This is a genomic window from Methylomonas sp. DH-1 (assembly GCF_046097555.1).
Lineage (GTDB): Bacteria > Pseudomonadota > Gammaproteobacteria > Methylococcales > Methylomonadaceae > Methylomonas > Methylomonas koyamae.
The window spans coordinates 2,872,351-2,888,410 of the sequence record NZ_CP143089.1; the positions used below are offsets into that span (position 1 = coordinate 2,872,351).

General features: G+C 48.0%; 16 protein-coding genes and 1 pseudogene. 6 read left to right on the top strand and 11 right to left on the bottom strand.

The annotated features are described in order from the left end of the window. Window positions 1-14: 14 nt before the first annotated feature. A complete protein-coding gene (gene sufU / locus VXJ35_RS13105) occupies window positions 15-470 on the bottom strand; it encodes a Fe-S cluster assembly sulfur transfer protein SufU (RefSeq protein WP_064021896.1) in 456 nt (151 codons plus the stop codon). Then, entirely contained in the window at window positions 470-1,693 is a 1,224-nt protein-coding gene (locus VXJ35_RS13110; protein ID WP_064021897.1) for a cysteine desulfurase, read from the bottom strand. Before VXJ35_RS13110 ends, sufU begins: the two co-directional genes overlap by 1 nt. An 80-nt stretch (window positions 1,694-1,773) precedes the next feature. Between VXJ35_RS13110 and VXJ35_RS13115 the strand changes: the two genes are divergently transcribed. After that, a complete protein-coding gene (locus tag VXJ35_RS13115) occupies window positions 1,774-2,334 on the top strand; it encodes a Uma2 family endonuclease (RefSeq protein ID WP_064021898.1) in 561 nt (186 codons plus the stop codon). A 145-nt stretch (window positions 2,335-2,479) separates the two neighbouring features. Here the strand turns inward: VXJ35_RS13115 and sufD are convergent, their stop codons facing one another. The 7 genes from sufD to VXJ35_RS13150 form a co-directional block, all read right to left on the bottom strand. Further along, on the bottom strand, window positions 2,480-3,784 hold the full coding sequence (sufD, locus tag VXJ35_RS13120) for a Fe-S cluster assembly protein SufD (RefSeq protein WP_064021899.1): 1,305 nt from the start codon (window positions 3,782-3,784) through the stop codon (window positions 2,480-2,482). Next, window positions 3,781-4,530, bottom strand: a complete 750-nt coding sequence (gene sufC, locus VXJ35_RS13125) for a Fe-S cluster assembly ATPase SufC (protein WP_064021900.1) — start codon at window positions 4,528-4,530, stop codon at window positions 3,781-3,783. Before sufC ends, sufD begins: the two co-directional genes overlap by 4 nt. A gap of 625 nt (window positions 4,531-5,155) precedes the next feature. After that, window positions 5,156-5,431, bottom strand: a complete 276-nt coding sequence (locus VXJ35_RS13130; RefSeq protein ID WP_157198177.1) for a hypothetical protein — start codon at window positions 5,429-5,431, stop codon at window positions 5,156-5,158. Between the two features lie 51 nt (window positions 5,432-5,482). After that, on the bottom strand, window positions 5,483-5,743 hold the full coding sequence (locus VXJ35_RS13135; protein ID WP_157198178.1) for a hypothetical protein: 261 nt from the start codon (window positions 5,741-5,743) through the stop codon (window positions 5,483-5,485). Between the two features lie 168 nt (window positions 5,744-5,911). Next, window positions 5,912-6,463, bottom strand: a complete 552-nt coding sequence (locus tag VXJ35_RS13140; protein WP_157198179.1) for a hypothetical protein — start codon at window positions 6,461-6,463, stop codon at window positions 5,912-5,914. Between the two features lie 449 nt (window positions 6,464-6,912). Further along, the gene (gene sufB, locus VXJ35_RS13145) at window positions 6,913-8,361 is read right to left on the bottom strand and encodes a Fe-S cluster assembly protein SufB (protein ID WP_064021901.1); all 1,449 of its coding nucleotides are present in this window, start codon (window positions 8,359-8,361) and stop codon (window positions 6,913-6,915) included. A gap of 13 nt (window positions 8,362-8,374) precedes the next feature. Further along, window positions 8,375-8,824, bottom strand: a complete 450-nt coding sequence (locus VXJ35_RS13150) for an SUF system Fe-S cluster assembly regulator (RefSeq protein ID WP_064021902.1) — start codon at window positions 8,822-8,824, stop codon at window positions 8,375-8,377. Window positions 8,825-9,072: 248 nt separating this feature from the next. On the opposite strand from VXJ35_RS13150, the gene VXJ35_RS13155 reads away from it, so the two are divergent. The 5 genes and pseudogenes from VXJ35_RS13155 to VXJ35_RS13175 form a co-directional block, all read left to right on the top strand. Beyond that, window positions 9,073-9,819, top strand: a complete 747-nt coding sequence (locus VXJ35_RS13155; protein ID WP_231914745.1) for a polysaccharide deacetylase family protein — start codon at window positions 9,073-9,075, stop codon at window positions 9,817-9,819. 146 nt (window positions 9,820-9,965) lie between these two features. Next, on the top strand, window positions 9,966-10,940 hold the full coding sequence (locus tag VXJ35_RS13160) for a glycosyltransferase (RefSeq protein WP_064021904.1): 975 nt from the start codon (window positions 9,966-9,968) through the stop codon (window positions 10,938-10,940). Window positions 10,941-10,951: 11 nt separating this feature from the next. Continuing rightward, window positions 10,952-12,241: a putative O-glycosylation ligase, exosortase A system-associated gene (locus VXJ35_RS13165; RefSeq protein WP_082880915.1), complete on the top strand. Its 1,290-nt coding sequence runs from the start codon at window positions 10,952-10,954 to the stop codon at window positions 12,239-12,241. 2 nt (window positions 12,242-12,243) lie between these two features. Continuing rightward, window positions 12,244-14,322, top strand: coding sequence for a sulfatase (locus VXJ35_RS13170; RefSeq protein ID WP_082880916.1), 2,079 nt, complete (start codon window positions 12,244-12,246; stop codon window positions 14,320-14,322). 455 nt (window positions 14,323-14,777) lie between these two features. Further along, window positions 14,778-15,183, top strand: a pseudogene (locus VXJ35_RS13175) (transposase); the annotation flags it as partial. On the opposite strand, the gene VXJ35_RS13180 reads toward VXJ35_RS13175, so the two are convergent. Then, window positions 15,134-15,373 (bottom strand): hypothetical protein, encoded by a 240-nt coding sequence (locus tag VXJ35_RS13180; protein WP_064021907.1) that lies wholly within the window; start codon window positions 15,371-15,373, stop codon window positions 15,134-15,136. The pseudogene VXJ35_RS13175 and the gene VXJ35_RS13180 sit on opposite strands and share 50 nt — an antisense overlap. A 216-nt stretch (window positions 15,374-15,589) precedes the next feature. After that, window positions 15,590-15,997: an AlpA family transcriptional regulator gene (locus VXJ35_RS13185; RefSeq protein WP_231914746.1), complete on the bottom strand. Its 408-nt coding sequence runs from the start codon at window positions 15,995-15,997 to the stop codon at window positions 15,590-15,592. Window positions 15,998-16,060: the final 63 nt, after the last annotated feature.

Here is a 16,060-nt window from a genome sequence, read left to right on the forward strand (position 1 = left end):
CTTGGCTGCAACCACTATTCGGTCGAAACCGCTTCCTGCTGGTTTTTCAAAGCCGCATCCAGCGTATGCCAAGCCAGCGTCGCGCATTTAACGCGCGCTGGATACTCGCGGACGCCAGCCAATACCGCCAATTTACCGATGGCTTCCAGGTTGACGTCCTCGGTTTTACCGGTGGTCATTTCATGAAATTGCTTGAATAAGGCTTCCGCGTCGTCTTCGCTCATGCCTTTGATGATTTCAGTCATCAGCGACACCGAAGCGGTAGAGATTGCGCAGCCGGAACCCTGAAAGCTGGCATCCTGGATCACATGGTCGGCGCCGATTTTCAAAAACAGCGTCAGCTTATCGCCGCACAGCGGATTAAACCCATCCACCCGCCGGTTGGCGTCTGCCATGATGCGGAAGTTTCGCGGGTTGCGGTTGTGGTCGAAGATGACCTCTTGGTATAGGTCGCGTAGTTCGTCAAACATTAGCCAAACACCTCAATTAGGGACTTGATGCCTTGCAGCAAAACATCGATTTCTTGCCGGGTATTGTACATGGCAAACGAAGCGCGCGCCGTCGCCGGCACACCGTAAAAATCCATCACCGGCATCGCGCAATGGTGGCCGGCGCGCACGGCGATGCCCAGGCTGTCGAGCATGGTGCCAATGTCGTGCGGGTGAATATGGTCCAGCGTGAACGACAAAATGCCGCCCTTGTGCTCGGCTTGGCCGATGATGTTCAGTCCTTTGATTTCCCGCGCTTGTTCGGTCGCATAATCCAGCAGTTCCGCTTCGTACGCGGCAATCTTGTCCATGCCAATCGCGCTGACGTAATCGATCGCCGCGCCCAAACCAATGATCTCGGCGATAGCCGGCGTGCCGGCTTCGAATTTGTGCGGCAAGCCTGCATAAGTGGTTTTTTCGAAGGTCACTTGCCGAATCATGTCGCCACCGCCCTGGTACGGCGGCATCGCTTCCAGCAAGGCCTGCTTGCCGTAAAGCACACCGGTGCCGGACGGGCCGTACAATTTGTGGCCGGAAAACACGTAAAAATCGCAATCCAAAGCCTGCACATCAACGGCCATGTGCGGAATGGCCTGGGCGCCGTCCAATAACACCGGAATGTTTTTGGCATGCGCGGCGGCGATGATTTTTTCCACCGGATTGATCGAACCCAAAGCGTTGGACATGTGGGTGATGGCCACCAATTTGGTGTTGGCGTTCAACAAGTTTTCGAACTCGTCGAACAGCAATTCGCCTTGTTGATTGATCGGCGCGACTTTCAACACCGCGCCGATCTGCTGGCACAACATCTGCCAAGGCACGATGTTGGCGTGATGCTCCATCGCGCTGATCACAATTTCGTCGCCGGCTTTTAACTGAGACTTGCCAAAGCTTTGCGCGACCAGATTGATGGCCTCGGTGGCGCCGCGCACGAAGATGATTTCCTTATCGCTTTTGGCGTTGATGAACGCCCTGACCTTCTCCCGCGCCGCTTCGAATTTATCGGTGGCCTTGACGCTGAGGGTATGCACCCCGCGGTGGATATTGGCGTATTCGTGGCTGTAGGTATGCACAATCGCGCCGATCACCGCTTGCGGCTTCTGGCAACTGGCGGCATTGTCCAGGTAAACCAAGGGTTTGTTACGGATTTTCTCGCCGAGGATCGGGAAGTCGGCGCGGATTTGTTCGATGGGAAATGTGGTCATTGCTAACTATTTGGTTTAATTGATTTCATCTTTACGAAACACTAGAATCGGTCCAGCCGATTCGTTCATTGGATAAAACTATGGTCGCCGTCTTTCCGCAAAAACACCTCACTGACATCGCCGAATGGCGTCGCATGGGCGAGGCAGGGATTTTTCCGCCCGAAGCTCGGATGGAACTGATTGAAGGAGAAATATTACACATGGCGCCTATCGGGTTTAATCATGCTGGGCATGTCAATCGACTCAACTATATCCTGACCTTCCTCACTCACGGTTCAGCGTGTGTGAGCGTGCAAAATCCCATTCAACTTGGCGATCTGTCCGAACCCGAACCGGATTTTTTACTACTTAAACCCGATCCCGATTTTTATAGCACCCGTCATCCCAATGCCGCTGACGTGTTATTACTGGTCGAAGTTTCCGACAGCACACTACGCTTTGATCGCGAACAAAAACGCCGTTTGTATGCCGCTCACCAAATCCCTGAGTATTGGATCGTCAACCTGATCGACAACTGCCTGGAAATTTACCGACAACCCGAAAATGGCGATTATCGGGAGCAAAGTACATTAGCCAAGACCGACTACGCCAACCTGGTTTCGCTGCCGGATATTCAAGTTCGCGTCGCGGACATCCTGTAGGCGTTATTAAGCCGGCCCTTAAATACCGTTCGCCTTTATGCCCCTTTGGTACTGATCCTGTCGAAGGTTGGGCGGCAAGCCGTTCATAGTTCGATAAGCTCAACACCAACGGCTTAATTTAACTGCATTGGGAAGTAACTCGCTCCTACAAACTCATCGCCGGAAACCGCGCCAGCAGCTCCTGCAACAGGAAGCCTCTCAGCTCGGCATGGCCTACTTTATCGACCATTTCGTTGGCAAAGGCGAAGGTCAAAATATTCCGAGCCGTTTCCGCATCGACGCCGCGCGATTGCAGATAAAACACCGACTTTTCCTCCAACTGGCCGACGGTGACGCCGTGCGAGCATTTGACGTCGTCGTTGTAAATTTCCAGTTGCGGCTTGGTATCCACTTCGGCATCGGCCGATAACAGCAGGTTGCGGTTGTTCATTTCCGAATCGGTATTTTGCGCGCCCTCGGCAACGATGACCCGGCCCTGAAACACCCCGCGTGCCTTTTTATCCAGCACCCCTTTGTAAAACTCGCGACTAATGCCACGCGGCTGCAAATGGTTGATGCGGGTGTGATTATCCAAATGCTGGCGGCCGCCGGCGACGAACAAGCCGTTCAAGCTGCATTCCGACGACTTGTCCAGATCGCTATGTATGTCAGTGCGCGCCAGCAGGCTACCCAGCGCAAAGTTATGATGGGTGAAACGGCTATCGGGCGCTTGTTTGACGTAAGTACCGCCAAAATGTTGGGCCTTACCGGCTTCCAGTTGGGCTTTATACAGCGTCAAACCGGCATTGCGGCCTATCAGACACTCATTGACCGACGCAGTGAAATAGCTGTCGGCGCTGCCGAGATAAGTCTCGATGATTTCCGCTTCGGCCTGATCATTTATGACGAACACGTTGCGAGTCACAGCCAGCGCGTTGGCTTCGGTAGCCACATGCAGAATCTGGATTGGTTTATCCAATGGCTGTTTGGTAGCGACTTCGATTACCACACCGTCGGCAAACCAGGCTTGATTGAACGCAATCAAGTTATGTTCGCTACAGGCCACGGCTTGTCCCAATTGGTCGGCAATCGACTCGGGATTTTGCGCCAGAACCTCGGCCAAACTGCGGACGCTAACGCCATCGCTCAAACCGGCCAATGCCGATAAGGCCGAATCAAACCGGCCATTAACCAGCACCACGCTATAAGCATCTTCCAGGCGATATTGCTGTAACCACTCGGTGTCAACGCCCTGCTCCACGGCCGGCGCGAACACGGTTTTGTTCAACGCCGCCAGATTGGTGTAACGCCATTCTTCCTCGCGAATATTCGGAAAGCCGCGCTCGGCAAATGCGGCCAAGCCCTCGGCACGCAGTTGCTGCAACCATGGCAAATCCTGGCCCGGCAACGACGCTGCCAAATCCTGGTAAGCGTTCAAATACGAATAAGCGGATTGTTCGGCGGCGATCATGCGGCTTGCCCCTCCAGCCAGCTATAACCTTTCTCTTCCAGTTCCAGGGCCAGCGCCGGCCCGCCGGATTTGACAATCTTGCCATCGGCCAGCACGTGCACCACGTCCGGCTTGATGTAATCCAGCAAGCGTTGGTAATGGGTAATCATCAGGAATGACCGCTCGGCGGAACGCAAGGAATTGACGCCATCAGAAACGATACGCAAGGCGTCGATGTCCAGGCCGGAATCGGTCTCGTCGAGGATGCACAGATTCGGTTCCAAAACCGCCGCTTGCAAAATTTCGTTTCGCTTTTTCTCGCCGCCGGAAAAGCCTTCGTTTACCGCACGGTACAAAAACTTCTCGTCCATCTGCAACAGCTTGACCTTGCTTTTGACGATGGTCAGAAAATCCATCGCATCGACTTCCGGCAAGCCCTTGTGCTTGCGCATCGCATTCAATGCGGCTTTAAGCAGATAAATATTGCTGACACCGGGAATCTCGACCGGATATTGAAACGCCAGAAACACGCCTTCGCGGGCGCGGATTTCCGGGGCCATACCCAGCAAGTCTTTGCCGTTGTAAGTCACGCTACCCTCGGTGACTTCGTAACCGGGTTTGCCGGACAGCACGTGCGACAAGGTACTCTTGCCGGCGCCGTTGGGGCCCATGATGGCGTGGACTTCGCCTGGGTTTATGTCCAGGGTTAGGCCTTTTAATATAGGTTTGTCGTTGATGGTTACGTGGAGATTTTTGATGCTGAGCATACGTTTAGTCACCTAAGTTTTTTAAATAATTCCGAACCTTATCGTCCGCACGCTCCGGCGTGGGAACGCAGTCGTCGACGCTTCAGCGTCACCATTGGCTTGGCTAGGCTTTTAAACCTAGCATTTCAATTTTTTAATTTGTTTCGCTATCGCGAAGGTTTATTTAATGTCGGGTCTCGGCCCGACAGCCGAGATACTTTTCTTTGCTTGTCCAAAGAAAAGTATCCAAAAGAAAAGACACCCGGATGCCGCTTGTTCCCTGCGCTCCTCGCTTTTGAACGGGGTTGCCGAAAGGGGCTTCCTGCCCCTTCGTCAACGCGCCGCATCCATGCGGCGCCCCTACGGGCTAATCCGCTCAAAAGCTCCGGTGCTCGGCGCGGCAAACGGGAATAAAACCATCCCGAAAATTAAAGCTATAAATCGAAATAGCAGGTTCGATTAGCGAAGCACAATTGGACCTAACAGGTTGGTGAAAAACCATGTTCTGGTCACTAATTCAGATGGATCGGGCCTTTATTTAGTATAAAGATCAGCCTGTCGACACTAAATATAGACTCTATTGGTTGTAAAAAAGAGTTTTTCACCAACCTGCTAAGAGGACTGAGATTAAAAAATATTTTTAATATTACAGATGCTTAATAATCTTTAATTTTAGGCTTTCGTTATCTGAGTTGTAATTGCAAAGATCGCTCTTTATATTTCCCAACCTGTAATACAGAGCAATATACTCTGGCCCCACCCTTTCTAATTCATCGCATAAAAAACAATATTCAGCATATTTTGCATCAGCTTTATTAATTTTAATATCTAAATCTGGATCATATGGAGAGCAATTTCCTAATCCAGGACAATCTTCAAGATACAGCAATCTTTGGACGATTTTTTTATCTTCGAGAGACACACAGAGCTCTCCAATAATCCGATTGTACTCAGCCTGACAAAAACTTATATGTTATAAATTTATATCAACCAACGCAATTAATGCTTCCAATTTTGTTTGTTCTTCATAAGACTTAGTAATTAAGTAAAATGTAACCCCCGCGACAATTGGACTAAGAACTCCACCAAAGTAACTTCCAAAACTACCCCAAACATCTGGCTTTTCGGATACATGATCGTGAAAATAAAAAAAATAACAGCCAAAAATTACCACAGCTATTAGTGCCACAAAAATATACAACCACGTACTAATATTATCTGCTTTCCCTCTCATAAGTTTCTCAGACTTTAATATGTAATTGCTTGGGATCGTAGAGTTATTATAAATAACGTAAACCTAGCAAAGGCTTGTCAATTATCTAAGCTCGCAGGATGCTCTGAACGCAGCGAAGCGCATCTGTAGCGAACAATGTTCATCCTTCCGCCAGCACCTTCCTTGCCACTACATGTCTTTTTCGCGACCTAACTTTTTCTCTTCTATGGAGTCGCGATAAGATCGAGTGCTAAAACGTAAGTATGATTTATCTAAACTTGAAGTGTATTTTGAATAAAAAATCTCGTTGCCATTTTTATCAACCCAAGTACTGATCGACTGCTCAAAATGAACTCCAAAAATATTTTTCACTATAGAATTATTTATTTTGCTTGGAACTCCGTATTTTTTAATCAGCTCTAAATTTACGTTATCATACGAATCAGGCGAAAGCTTCATTTCAACGACTTTAACGATACTTTCAGTATCAATAACAACAAAGACACTAGCAGGCTCTTTGGCTACTGTAGTATTACCTGAACAGCTATAAGATGGTATATCTCCATCGTCATTATGTAGCGCCCATGCAGGAGTATCTGAACAGTTAACACTATGTCCCAGCGCATTTTTTACTTTCTCTGGAGTAGAAACTCCTCCTATTTCAATGCTCTTAAACTCAAAGGCTTGCCCTGAAGACGAGAACAAAATAATAAAACATAGTCCAATAATATTTAGCTTCATATTCGAACCATTTCAAAAAGCTAACAGCCCGTAGGGTATGCTCAACGCAGTGAATCGCATCTGTCGCGAACGATGCGCCTCCTTTCGTCGGCACATCCTACAAATCCTTTCCAAATTCAAAAACATCCAACTACTTTAAATCCGCGACGGGGTTATTCCCGTTATTCCGCCCCGAGCATCGCAGCTTTTGGCGAGATCGGCCCGCAGGGGAGCGGCAGGGATGGCCCTTCCGAAAACCCTCGCCAAAAGCGAGAAGCGCAGGATAAAGGCGGAATGTCGGGTGGCCTTTTCTTTGGACACTTTCTTTTGGCCAAGCAAAAGAAAGTGTCTCGGCTGTCGGGCCGAGACCCGACTTGAAAACACCCGTCGCGACAGCGACACCTTAAAATCAAAAAAATCAAAAACCCCTCACCCCAACCCTCTCCCAGAGGGCGCGGGAGAAAAACCTTTTAACCAACCGCCCCTTCCAAACTAATCCCCAACAACGCCTGCGCCTCAACCGCAAACTCCATCGGCAATTCCTTAAACACTTCCTTACAAAAACCATTCACAATCATCGACACCGCATCTTCGGCCGATAAACCACGCTGCTGGCAAAAGAACAATTGATCTTCGCTGATCTTGGATGTGGTCGCCTCGTGTTCGACCTGCGCAGTCGGTTGCTTCACTTCAACATAGGGAAAAGTATGCGCGCCGCATTTATCCCCGACTAACAACGAATCACACTGGGTATGGTTGCGGGCGTTTGTCGCGGATTTAGCGACCTTCACCAAGCCGCGATAAGTGTTTTGGGCCTTGCCAGCAGAAATTCCCTTGGACACAATGGTGCTGCGGGTGTTTTTGCCGATGTGGATCATCTTGGTGCCGGTGTCGGCCTGTTGCAGATTGTTGGTCAACGCCACCGAATAAAACTCTCCGACCGAATCGTCGCCCAACAGCACGCAGCTAGGATATTTCCAGGTGATCGCCGAACCGGTTTCGACTTGGGTCCAGGAGACTTTGGAATTGTGACCGCGACATTCGGCGCGTTTGGTGACGAAGTTGTAGATCCCTCCCTTGCCATCCTTATCGCCGGGATACCAGTTTTGTACGGTGGAATATTTGATTTGGGCGTTATCCAGGGCGACCAACTCGACCACCGCTGCATGTAGCTGGTTTTCGTCTCGCATCGGCGCGGTACAGCCTTCCAGATAGGACACATGCGAGCCTTCGTCGGCAATAATCAATGTTCGTTCGAACTGACCGGTGTTGGCGGCGTTGATTCTAAAATAGGTGGATAACTCCATCGGGCAGCGTACGCCTTTGGGGATGTAAACAAAGGAACCGTCGGTAAACACTGCAGAATTCAACGCGGCGAAAAAATTGTCGCCAACCGGTACCACGCTACCGAGGTATTGTTTAACCAACTCCGGATGTTCTTGCAGCGCTTCGGAAATAGGGCAAAAAATCACTCCCGCTTCTTTGAGCTTGCCTTTAAAGGTGGTGGCAACGGAGACGCTATCGAACACGGCATCAACCGCTATACCCGCCAATCGCTCTTGTTCATCCAAAGGAATGCCGAGCTTTTTATAGGTTTCCAGCAACTCGGGATCGACTTCGTCCAAACTTTTCGGGCCATCTTTCTTGGATTTTGGCGCCGAGTAATAACTGATGGCCTGATAGTCGATCGGGTCGATTTTCAGTTGCGCCCAATCCGGCGACGGCATGGTTTGCCAATGGCGAAACGCCTTCAGCCGGTATTCGAGCATGAACTCGGGCTCGTTTTTGACCTTGGACAAACGGCGAATCACGTCTTCATCCAAGCCCGGCGGAAAGGTATCGGCTTCCAGTTCGGTGACGAAGCCTTGTTTGTATTCCTGGCTGATCAGGTTTTCGATTTCTTGAGCGGATGTGGACATAGGCTTTTAATACTTATCGAAACAATTGGTTAACCGAAATATACACTTCTTCCGGCTGCTTAAATGGCGACACCATATCGGCCAGAGTGACCGATTCCAGCGCATTCGCGATTTTCTGGTTTATCAGATGCCAATTACCCTGAATTCGGCAACCGCTGGCCTGATTGCAGCCTTTGTGCGAAGCGCTGCATTCGGTCAAGGCTATTGGCCCTTCGAAGGCGCTAATCACTGTGGCCACTGTAATTCTCCCCGGCTCCCGGGCCAAAGCATATCCGCCTTTAGCGCCACGCACCGATACGACGACATGCGCCTTGGTCAAAATTTTCAAAATTTTACTGACCGTCGGCTGGGCAATCCCGGTAACCTCGGCAAGCTCAAAAGTACCGTGCAAACGATCTGCCTCCCGAGCCATGTGGCTTAGGATTACCGTTGCATAATCGGTTAATTTACTCAGCCGCAACATTCGCCGCCCTCCAAAATTAGGACCATTTTAGTCTACTTTAAATTCCGAGTAAACAGCTTGGTTATTTTGCCGCACACAGATTGCTGTCAAAAAACTCGTTCTGGCCCGCCGAAACCGTGCTCGTATAATTGCAATCCAACTTTCACTGAAACATTTGGATTTTTGCAATACACTTTTAGCCTCCTCAGCCGTAAACCGACACCGAATTAGTTGTAACAATGTCCTACATACGCAGCCCCATCGTTCTGATGTACCACGGCACCCCGGACGAAACGCCGGATTCGGTGTATTCGATAAAGTCGCAAGTATTCGCCAAGCACCTAAAATACCTGCGACAAAACGGCTGGAGCACCGTTCTGTTCAAGGACCTGGACAAAGCGCAGTCGTTGCCGGAGAAAAGCGTGGTGCTGACTTTCGATGACGGTTACAAAGACAACTTCCAAGGGGCTTTTTTACCGTTGGCGGAACAGGGCATGAAGGCTTCTTGGTTTATCACAACTGACTGCATCGGCGGCCACGCCCACTGGCTAGGCAAAACTTCCCGGCAGACACAAATGCTCGACGCCGCACAGTTGCTCGAAATGCATTCAGCAGGCATGGAGATAGCGTCCCATACATGCTCGCATCCTGACCTATCGCTGCTTAGCTACGACCAGCAATTGGCCGAATTCGAAACCGCAAAAAAAGTGCTGGAGAACTTATTGTCCACGCCAGTGACAAGCCTGGCGTATCCGTTTGGCAGACTCAACGCCGATTCGATTGCCGCTGCTGAACGCTCGGGCTACTCTCGCGCCTGCACAACCCGCCCCGGTTGGTTCGGAAGCGAAAACAACCCCTTTCTAGTACGCCGCATAGCGATATTTTCCGGCGACAGCCCCAGCGTACTGGCTAGAAAACTGGCCTATGCCGACAACGACGTTTCTTGGAAAAAAATCGTGAATTACTATACTGGCCGCATACTAAGCAAGTTGCACATCAATGTCGGTATCCAGTGACAACTGCAATCGGTAATGGCCTGTTAAACGAAATTCCAAAAACCCACTCGGTCTGCCGCCTCCCTGACGGGGAAGCTATTTGACGATGCCAGACTGCTCACAAGTACCGAACATAAACTACTATTCTCGACCGCAATCGAATTGAAATGGATAAAAATCGCTCGGGCCGAAAACTTACCTTTGCTTTCTGCACCTTCAACCGGGCAGAGCGATTGCCGAATTTAGTGGCATCAATGCGTATGCAAACATGCCCGATTCCATTCGAAATACTGGCCATCGATAATAACAGCGACGACGACACGCACAGCGTTTTGGAGCGTATATCAAAACTTCCGGGACCCAAGCTTAGATACGCACATGAGCCGAATCAAGGTATCGTAGCGGCTCGTAATCGGGCGATTGCCGAATCTCTCGACTCCGACATTCTGGTTTTTATCGATGACGACGAACTTCCTCAGCCCGGACTGTTGCAAGCAGCGGTAGACGCTATTATCAACGAAGGCGCCGAATGTGTGGGCGGCCGCATCGACATAGATTTTAGAACCCTGGCACGCCCAAATTGGCTGAGCGACGAATTATTGGGTTTTTTAGGCGCACTGGATCACGGAAACTCTGCTTTTTGGATCGAAGATGCGAGTACTCCAATCTGGGCTGGAAATATCGCTTACGACATGAACCTATTCCGCAACACCCCCGAGCTGAGATTCGATAAAAGATTCGACCGGAAGGGCAAAACTATAGGCGGTGGCGAAGACTTAATTATGTTCAACCAATTACTAAAATCGAAGCATAAAATTCGTTACAGGCCGGATATGGTCATTCTGCACGCAATAGAGGCTTGGCGCCTTAAAAAAGAATATTTTATAAAAATTCATTATCTAGCCGGGTACCGCGGTGCGTTAAATGACTTCCCAGAATACAATCGGGCAATTTTTGGTGTACCGCCGTTTTTAATAGTGCAAAGCATTAAACAAACCTATAAATGGTTAATGCAATTACTAAAAACAGGAAGCGGCTTGAGACAAGCGATGAACATCAGCTATACTGCCGGCCAAATCATCGGTTGCTTATTTATTTGGAAAATGAATAAATCAAGAGCCACCACCATTCAATCCGATTAAAATATAATTTTGTGCGCGACATTGTTGTTCTGATATTTTTAGCAGCTTGTATTATCGCTGCAATAAAAAAGCCATGGTGGGGCGTACTTTCATTAGCAGTATTCAGCTATCTAAATCCGCACGCTTACGCATGGGGATTCGTAAGATCTCTGCCGGTTTATTACGTTCTGTTTTTAGTGGTAACGGCCAGTACATTCGCAACGAAAGATAAACAACCAATTCCTAGAGACTGGCGCATCGCCAGCTTTATAGCGCTTTGGATATATTTTATTTTTACAACAACTCAGGCGCCGCTACAGGAAATCGCATGGGCAAAATTTCTGTTTATTTGCAAAATATTTATACCTTTTTATTTTACATGGGTATTAATCAATACAAGAGAAAAGCTTTATTATCTAATTTCAACAATAGGCGCCTCAATTGGTATTGTAGCTGTTAAAGGCGGCCTTTTTGCAATAGTGACAGCATTCGGACATCGCGTCTACGGCCCGCCAAATACCCAATTCGAAGACAATAATTTGTTTGCAGTAGCCATGCTTATGGCCATCCCTCTTTTATTGGTTTGGGAGAAAGAATTAACTAAAAAATGGCTTAAAACCGGCATAACGCTATCCATCCCAGTTATTTATGCAGCCTCGTTATCTTCTTGGTCACGAGGAGCCCTTTTGACGATGATAGCATTAACTTTTATGTTGATTTCAAATAGCAGACGTAAACACCTGATAATACCGATTATTATTGCAGGAATATTCTTAATGATACCAGCCATGCCTGATGAATGGTTCGGGCGCATGCATACTCTCGAGACCTATGAGGAAGACGCCTCGGCAATGTCACGGATAGAGGCTTGGACAGACGGGTGGAACTACGTCTTGAGTCACCCATTTACCGGCGCTGGATTCGATGGCTGGATACATGTCACCATGCGCGACTGGCACAGCTCTTACATAGAAATGCTTGCCGAACACGGCTTTATCGCCTTCGGATTATGGCTATCCATGATAATTGGCAGCGTTGTAAATTTGACCCGATTGAAAAGAAAAGCCAAGCAGATTAACGGCATGGAATGGGTAGCTCACTACAGCTCAATGGTCAGAACCTCCATTATTTGCTATATGATAGGCACCGCCTTTTTAGGTTTGTCCTATTGGGATCTGATATACCATTTGATATTTATATCGGTACTAATAAAGCAATTTGCCATGCAAGAATTTTCAGAAAAAGAAAGACTCTCCTCCGAAAAACTAACAACCAACCGAAGACAAGCCATTGATAGTAACTTAAACTCAGCCATTCGTTAGAGATGGAAAACTTATTAATATCTCTTTATAGTTGTTTCACTACCGCACTCTGTTTAACGATTACCATTATAACACTTGCCGCGAGCAACTATTCAAGAACCGGCCCCAGAATTCGAAAGGAAATTGAAAAGCAATTTGGCTACTACCTGGTACTTGCTATAGCAAGATTGGCGCTATGGTTATTTATTATATTCATTTTAACATCACTACCTGGCAGCATTGCTATTTATTCGATTTCAAAAATATCCTCTCATATAAGTTTCAATTTGATTAGCAACTACTCCGGCTGCTTTATTTCAAGCGCAGCCATCACATTTTATTTTTTTCTACACCAACTACTATACTCTCCAGGAAGCATTCAAATTTCCTTCCAATATAGATTTTCAAGATTACTTTTCTTATGGGAGCTTTTATCCCCCAGTTTAATTGGATTAATAAAGCATATATTATTATCATTTTTTATTTTGACCTGGATTACTGCACTTTGTTTCTCTGCACAGGAACATGACCCGCCGTTTCTTTTTTACACATTAGCTACAGCTATTTTTTACCTATCTATTTACTATGCCGCGCATGAAGAAGAGCCACCGCTAATTCGATCAATCAAACAAAAAAAAACCAACATTGTCATGATAGGCGCCGATACGTTACGCTCTGATCGTATCGGCGGCAACGGTTACCCACGCGATCTCACTCCAAACATCGACAAACTAAGAATCCAAGGCGTCAGATTAAAAACTTGCATCACCCCTCTGGCCAGAACTGCTCCGAGTATTGCATCGCTTTTTACCGGCCTATGGCCACAGAACCACCGTATTCGAGACAATTATCCCTCCGAGCCGGATTGCCAGTTACCGCACACATCATTGATCGATATACTTAATCAGCATGGATATCTCACAGCAGCAATATCCGACTGGTGCGGCGGTGATTTTGCAAAACTAAGTTTTAACTTTTCCGAAACGTCTGTAGCTGAAGACCAATGGAACATTAAACTTTTATTGCGCCAAGGACCTTCTCTAATTAGAAACGTTCTATCGTTGTTCGCAAAAAATGCACTAGGAAAACGATTTCTACCCGAATTTTATTACTTGGCAGGAGCGACATTAACGAGTCAACTCGGCCGCGAGTGCAGAAAATATTTGGCCCGCTGCGCACAAAGTTCACAACCTTTTTTTATCAACTTGTTCACGTCCACTACGCACGTCCCGTTCAATTCCGAATACCCCTACTATAATTTATTCACTTCCAGGGATTACAAAGGGGAGTCTCGATTTATAATGACTCGACTGGCGTCCCCTGAAGAAGTTATTAACAAACAAGAAAAAAGCAGTGAGTTTTTCGACGTACCACAAATTATCAATCTCTACGACAGTTGCGTAAAACAATTCGATGACGAGGTTGGCAAAATCATGGACTACATAGATAAATCCGGTTTGTCAGACAATACAATCATCATAATCTACAGTGATCACGGAGCCGACTTCTTCGAAACCGGATGCTGGGGACAGGGAAACACCCTTATCGGAAACGACCCGAGCGGTAAGATTCCATTGATTTTGAAAGGACCAGGCATTCCACAGGGTATAGAATTCGAGCCAATTACTCGCTCGATCGACGTAATGCCAACCTTGCTGGAACTTTTGAATATTCCAAGGCCAGAGAATATAGACGGCACCAGTTTAGTTCCTCATATCGAGAATCAGACATCTCCTGAGCTTTTCGCGTACCAAGAAACCGGGATATGGCTGGGAAAAATCCCAGGATTACATCCACGCCAAATATACTATCCAAACATTGTCGAGTTATTGGATATACCTAATAAAAATAGCGGAACATTGGTCGTTAACGAGAAATTCTACCCGGACGTTATCTATGCCAAAAACAGATCCATACAAAATCAAAAATGGAAGCTGATATATATTCCAACCTATGACGGCCCAATTTATCAGCTATATGATTTGGAAACCGATCCATATAAGGATATTATTAATCAATTCCCGGATATATTCGATAAGTTGAAAGTACTATTGGATGAACATATTGCGAACGACCCGGTTAAACCCGCCCCGCAGCAGTGAGAAACCTCTACTTTGTTTAAAACACGATGGTTTTTCGCGATTCTAGTAGCTCAGAATATTGGATTTGTTCGCTGACAAAGGCAACGTAGATTAATAGCGTTAGATTATTTTGGCCTAACAGGTTAGTGAAAAACTCTTTTTTGAGATCAATTGAGTCTCTAATTTAGGAAAAAATAAAAATTTGACACCAAATAGTCGCCCCTGTGAACGCCGATTTTTTTCGAATACCAGTATTCAAACCGGCAGTAGAAATTGCATGCTCGCGCTTATACCTTCGGCAGCCCTGACTCGTCCACTTCTGAGAAGGAAATAATTATTCTGGAATGGGTTACGGGACTATACCGGAAGATTTGGGACTTGTCGGGATGGAGTTTTGCGGGATATTTGGAGGGTGTAAGAATTTTTGTGTAAACGACCATTAGGCGGAAAACTGCCGTTCCTTACAAGGAGAAACAATGACCGTATCAAAATCCATCCCTACCGAGTTGCTCGATTCCTTGCTATCGAGTTATCAAAAACCCGAAGACCTGATTGGCGAAAACGGCCTGTTGAAGCAATTAACCAAGGCGCTGGTCGAACGTGCGTTGGAACCTGAAATGACTGAACATCTGAGCCATGCCAAGCACGAAGCCGTCACCAATCCCAGCGGCAATGCGCGTAATGGCAAAAGCCGGAAAACCCTCAAAGGCGACTTCGGCGAATTGCCGATTGAGATCCTCGGGACCGCCATGGCTGCTTCGAGCCGCAAATCGTCGCTAAACATCACTTGTGCCCTTTGGGTAAACGCGCTGGACAGGTTTTGACGACAAGATCATTTCGCTGTATGCCCGTGGTATGAGGGTAAATGCGCCAATAGCGCATTGATTTTCGCGGGGCCAAGCAGCATACCGGCAGGCCTCACCAAGCGGATTGCATCCAAGTCGCTGGGCAACTGTTTGGCGGTCAAAACTTGCTGAATACCGCCGGCCGACATATCGACATGCTCGGCGCCGAAAGCGGCGATTAACCCTAACGCGAGGCCAAGATTTTCTGGACGAGCGGTTTCCATCATGATCGCCCCCCACGTGAGCGCCGATAGGCGTCAAGCCCAACCGCCAAGCTAAAAAGGCTTCGGCAATCCGGGCAGCGGCCAGCATGGTCAATCCGATTGGCTTTGACGTGGCCGCCGCAGGCTATGCAGTTGCAGAATTGAACAGGCGGACCGGCCAGGCGGCGAGTGCGGGGCGGATTACTTGCATCGCGAATGCTCGCCCGAGGTTGATATGAATTAACCATTGGCGCCACCACTCAGGCTTTCGAGAAGCGCTCGAATGTCGGTGACAGGCCAAACGCGGCAACGCGAGGTCAGCAGCGTTCCCTTCGGATATTTGCCCGCTTTGACGCCATTGAGAAACGTGTTTCTCGATATGCCGAGCACCGCAATGATTGAAGGCAGTCTTACGAAGCCTTCAGCCGGTAACGGTGCCGGGGTGTAGGTGATTTTGTTTCGCGGTTTGCGGTTGGTTTTATTTGTCGCGCTTTGCGCGTTTGCGGGTTTCTGTGCCATTGCCAAGCCTCCTTTGGGCTTTGTTGAACAATTCGCTAGCAGGCTGGTGAAAAACCCACTGATATTTCCCCTTACCCACGGTTTCCGTGATTTTTTCGTGTTGAAATCGGTCATGACATCGAGTTTCAAGCGTTTTGCCCCTGTTTCAAGGGCTTTTTATTCGCCTGAAGCCGTCTTTGGACGGTTTTCAGG

Coding starts and splice junctions, on each gene's coding strand:
- sufU (WP_064021896.1), bottom strand. CDS start 470: ATGTTTGACGAACTACGCGACCTATACCAAGAGGTCATCTTCGACCAC.
- VXJ35_RS13110 (WP_064021897.1), bottom strand. CDS start 1,693: ATGACCACATTTCCCATCGAACAAATCCGCGCCGACTTCCCGATCCTC.
- VXJ35_RS13115 (WP_064021898.1), top strand. CDS start 1,774: ATGGTCGCCGTCTTTCCGCAAAAACACCTCACTGACATCGCCGAATGG.
- sufD (WP_064021899.1), bottom strand. CDS start 3,784: ATGATCGCCGCCGAACAATCCGCTTATTCGTATTTGAACGCTTACCAG.
- sufC (WP_064021900.1), bottom strand. CDS start 4,530: ATGCTCAGCATCAAAAATCTCCACGTAACCATCAACGACAAACCTATA.
- VXJ35_RS13135 (WP_157198178.1), bottom strand. CDS start 5,743: ATGAGAGGGAAAGCAGATAATATTAGTACGTGGTTGTATATTTTTGTG.
- VXJ35_RS13140 (WP_157198179.1), bottom strand. CDS start 6,463: ATGAAGCTAAATATTATTGGACTATGTTTTATTATTTTGTTCTCGTCT.
- sufB (WP_064021901.1), bottom strand. CDS start 8,361: ATGTCCACATCCGCTCAAGAAATCGAAAACCTGATCAGCCAGGAATAC.
- VXJ35_RS13150 (WP_064021902.1), bottom strand. CDS start 8,824: ATGTTGCGGCTGAGTAAATTAACCGATTATGCAACGGTAATCCTAAGC.
- VXJ35_RS13155 (WP_231914745.1), top strand. CDS start 9,073: ATGTACCACGGCACCCCGGACGAAACGCCGGATTCGGTGTATTCGATA.
- VXJ35_RS13160 (WP_064021904.1), top strand. CDS start 9,966: ATGGATAAAAATCGCTCGGGCCGAAAACTTACCTTTGCTTTCTGCACC.
- VXJ35_RS13170 (WP_082880916.1), top strand. CDS start 12,244: ATGGAAAACTTATTAATATCTCTTTATAGTTGTTTCACTACCGCACTC.
- VXJ35_RS13180 (WP_064021907.1), bottom strand. CDS start 15,373: ATGATGGAAACCGCTCGTCCAGAAAATCTTGGCCTCGCGTTAGGGTTA.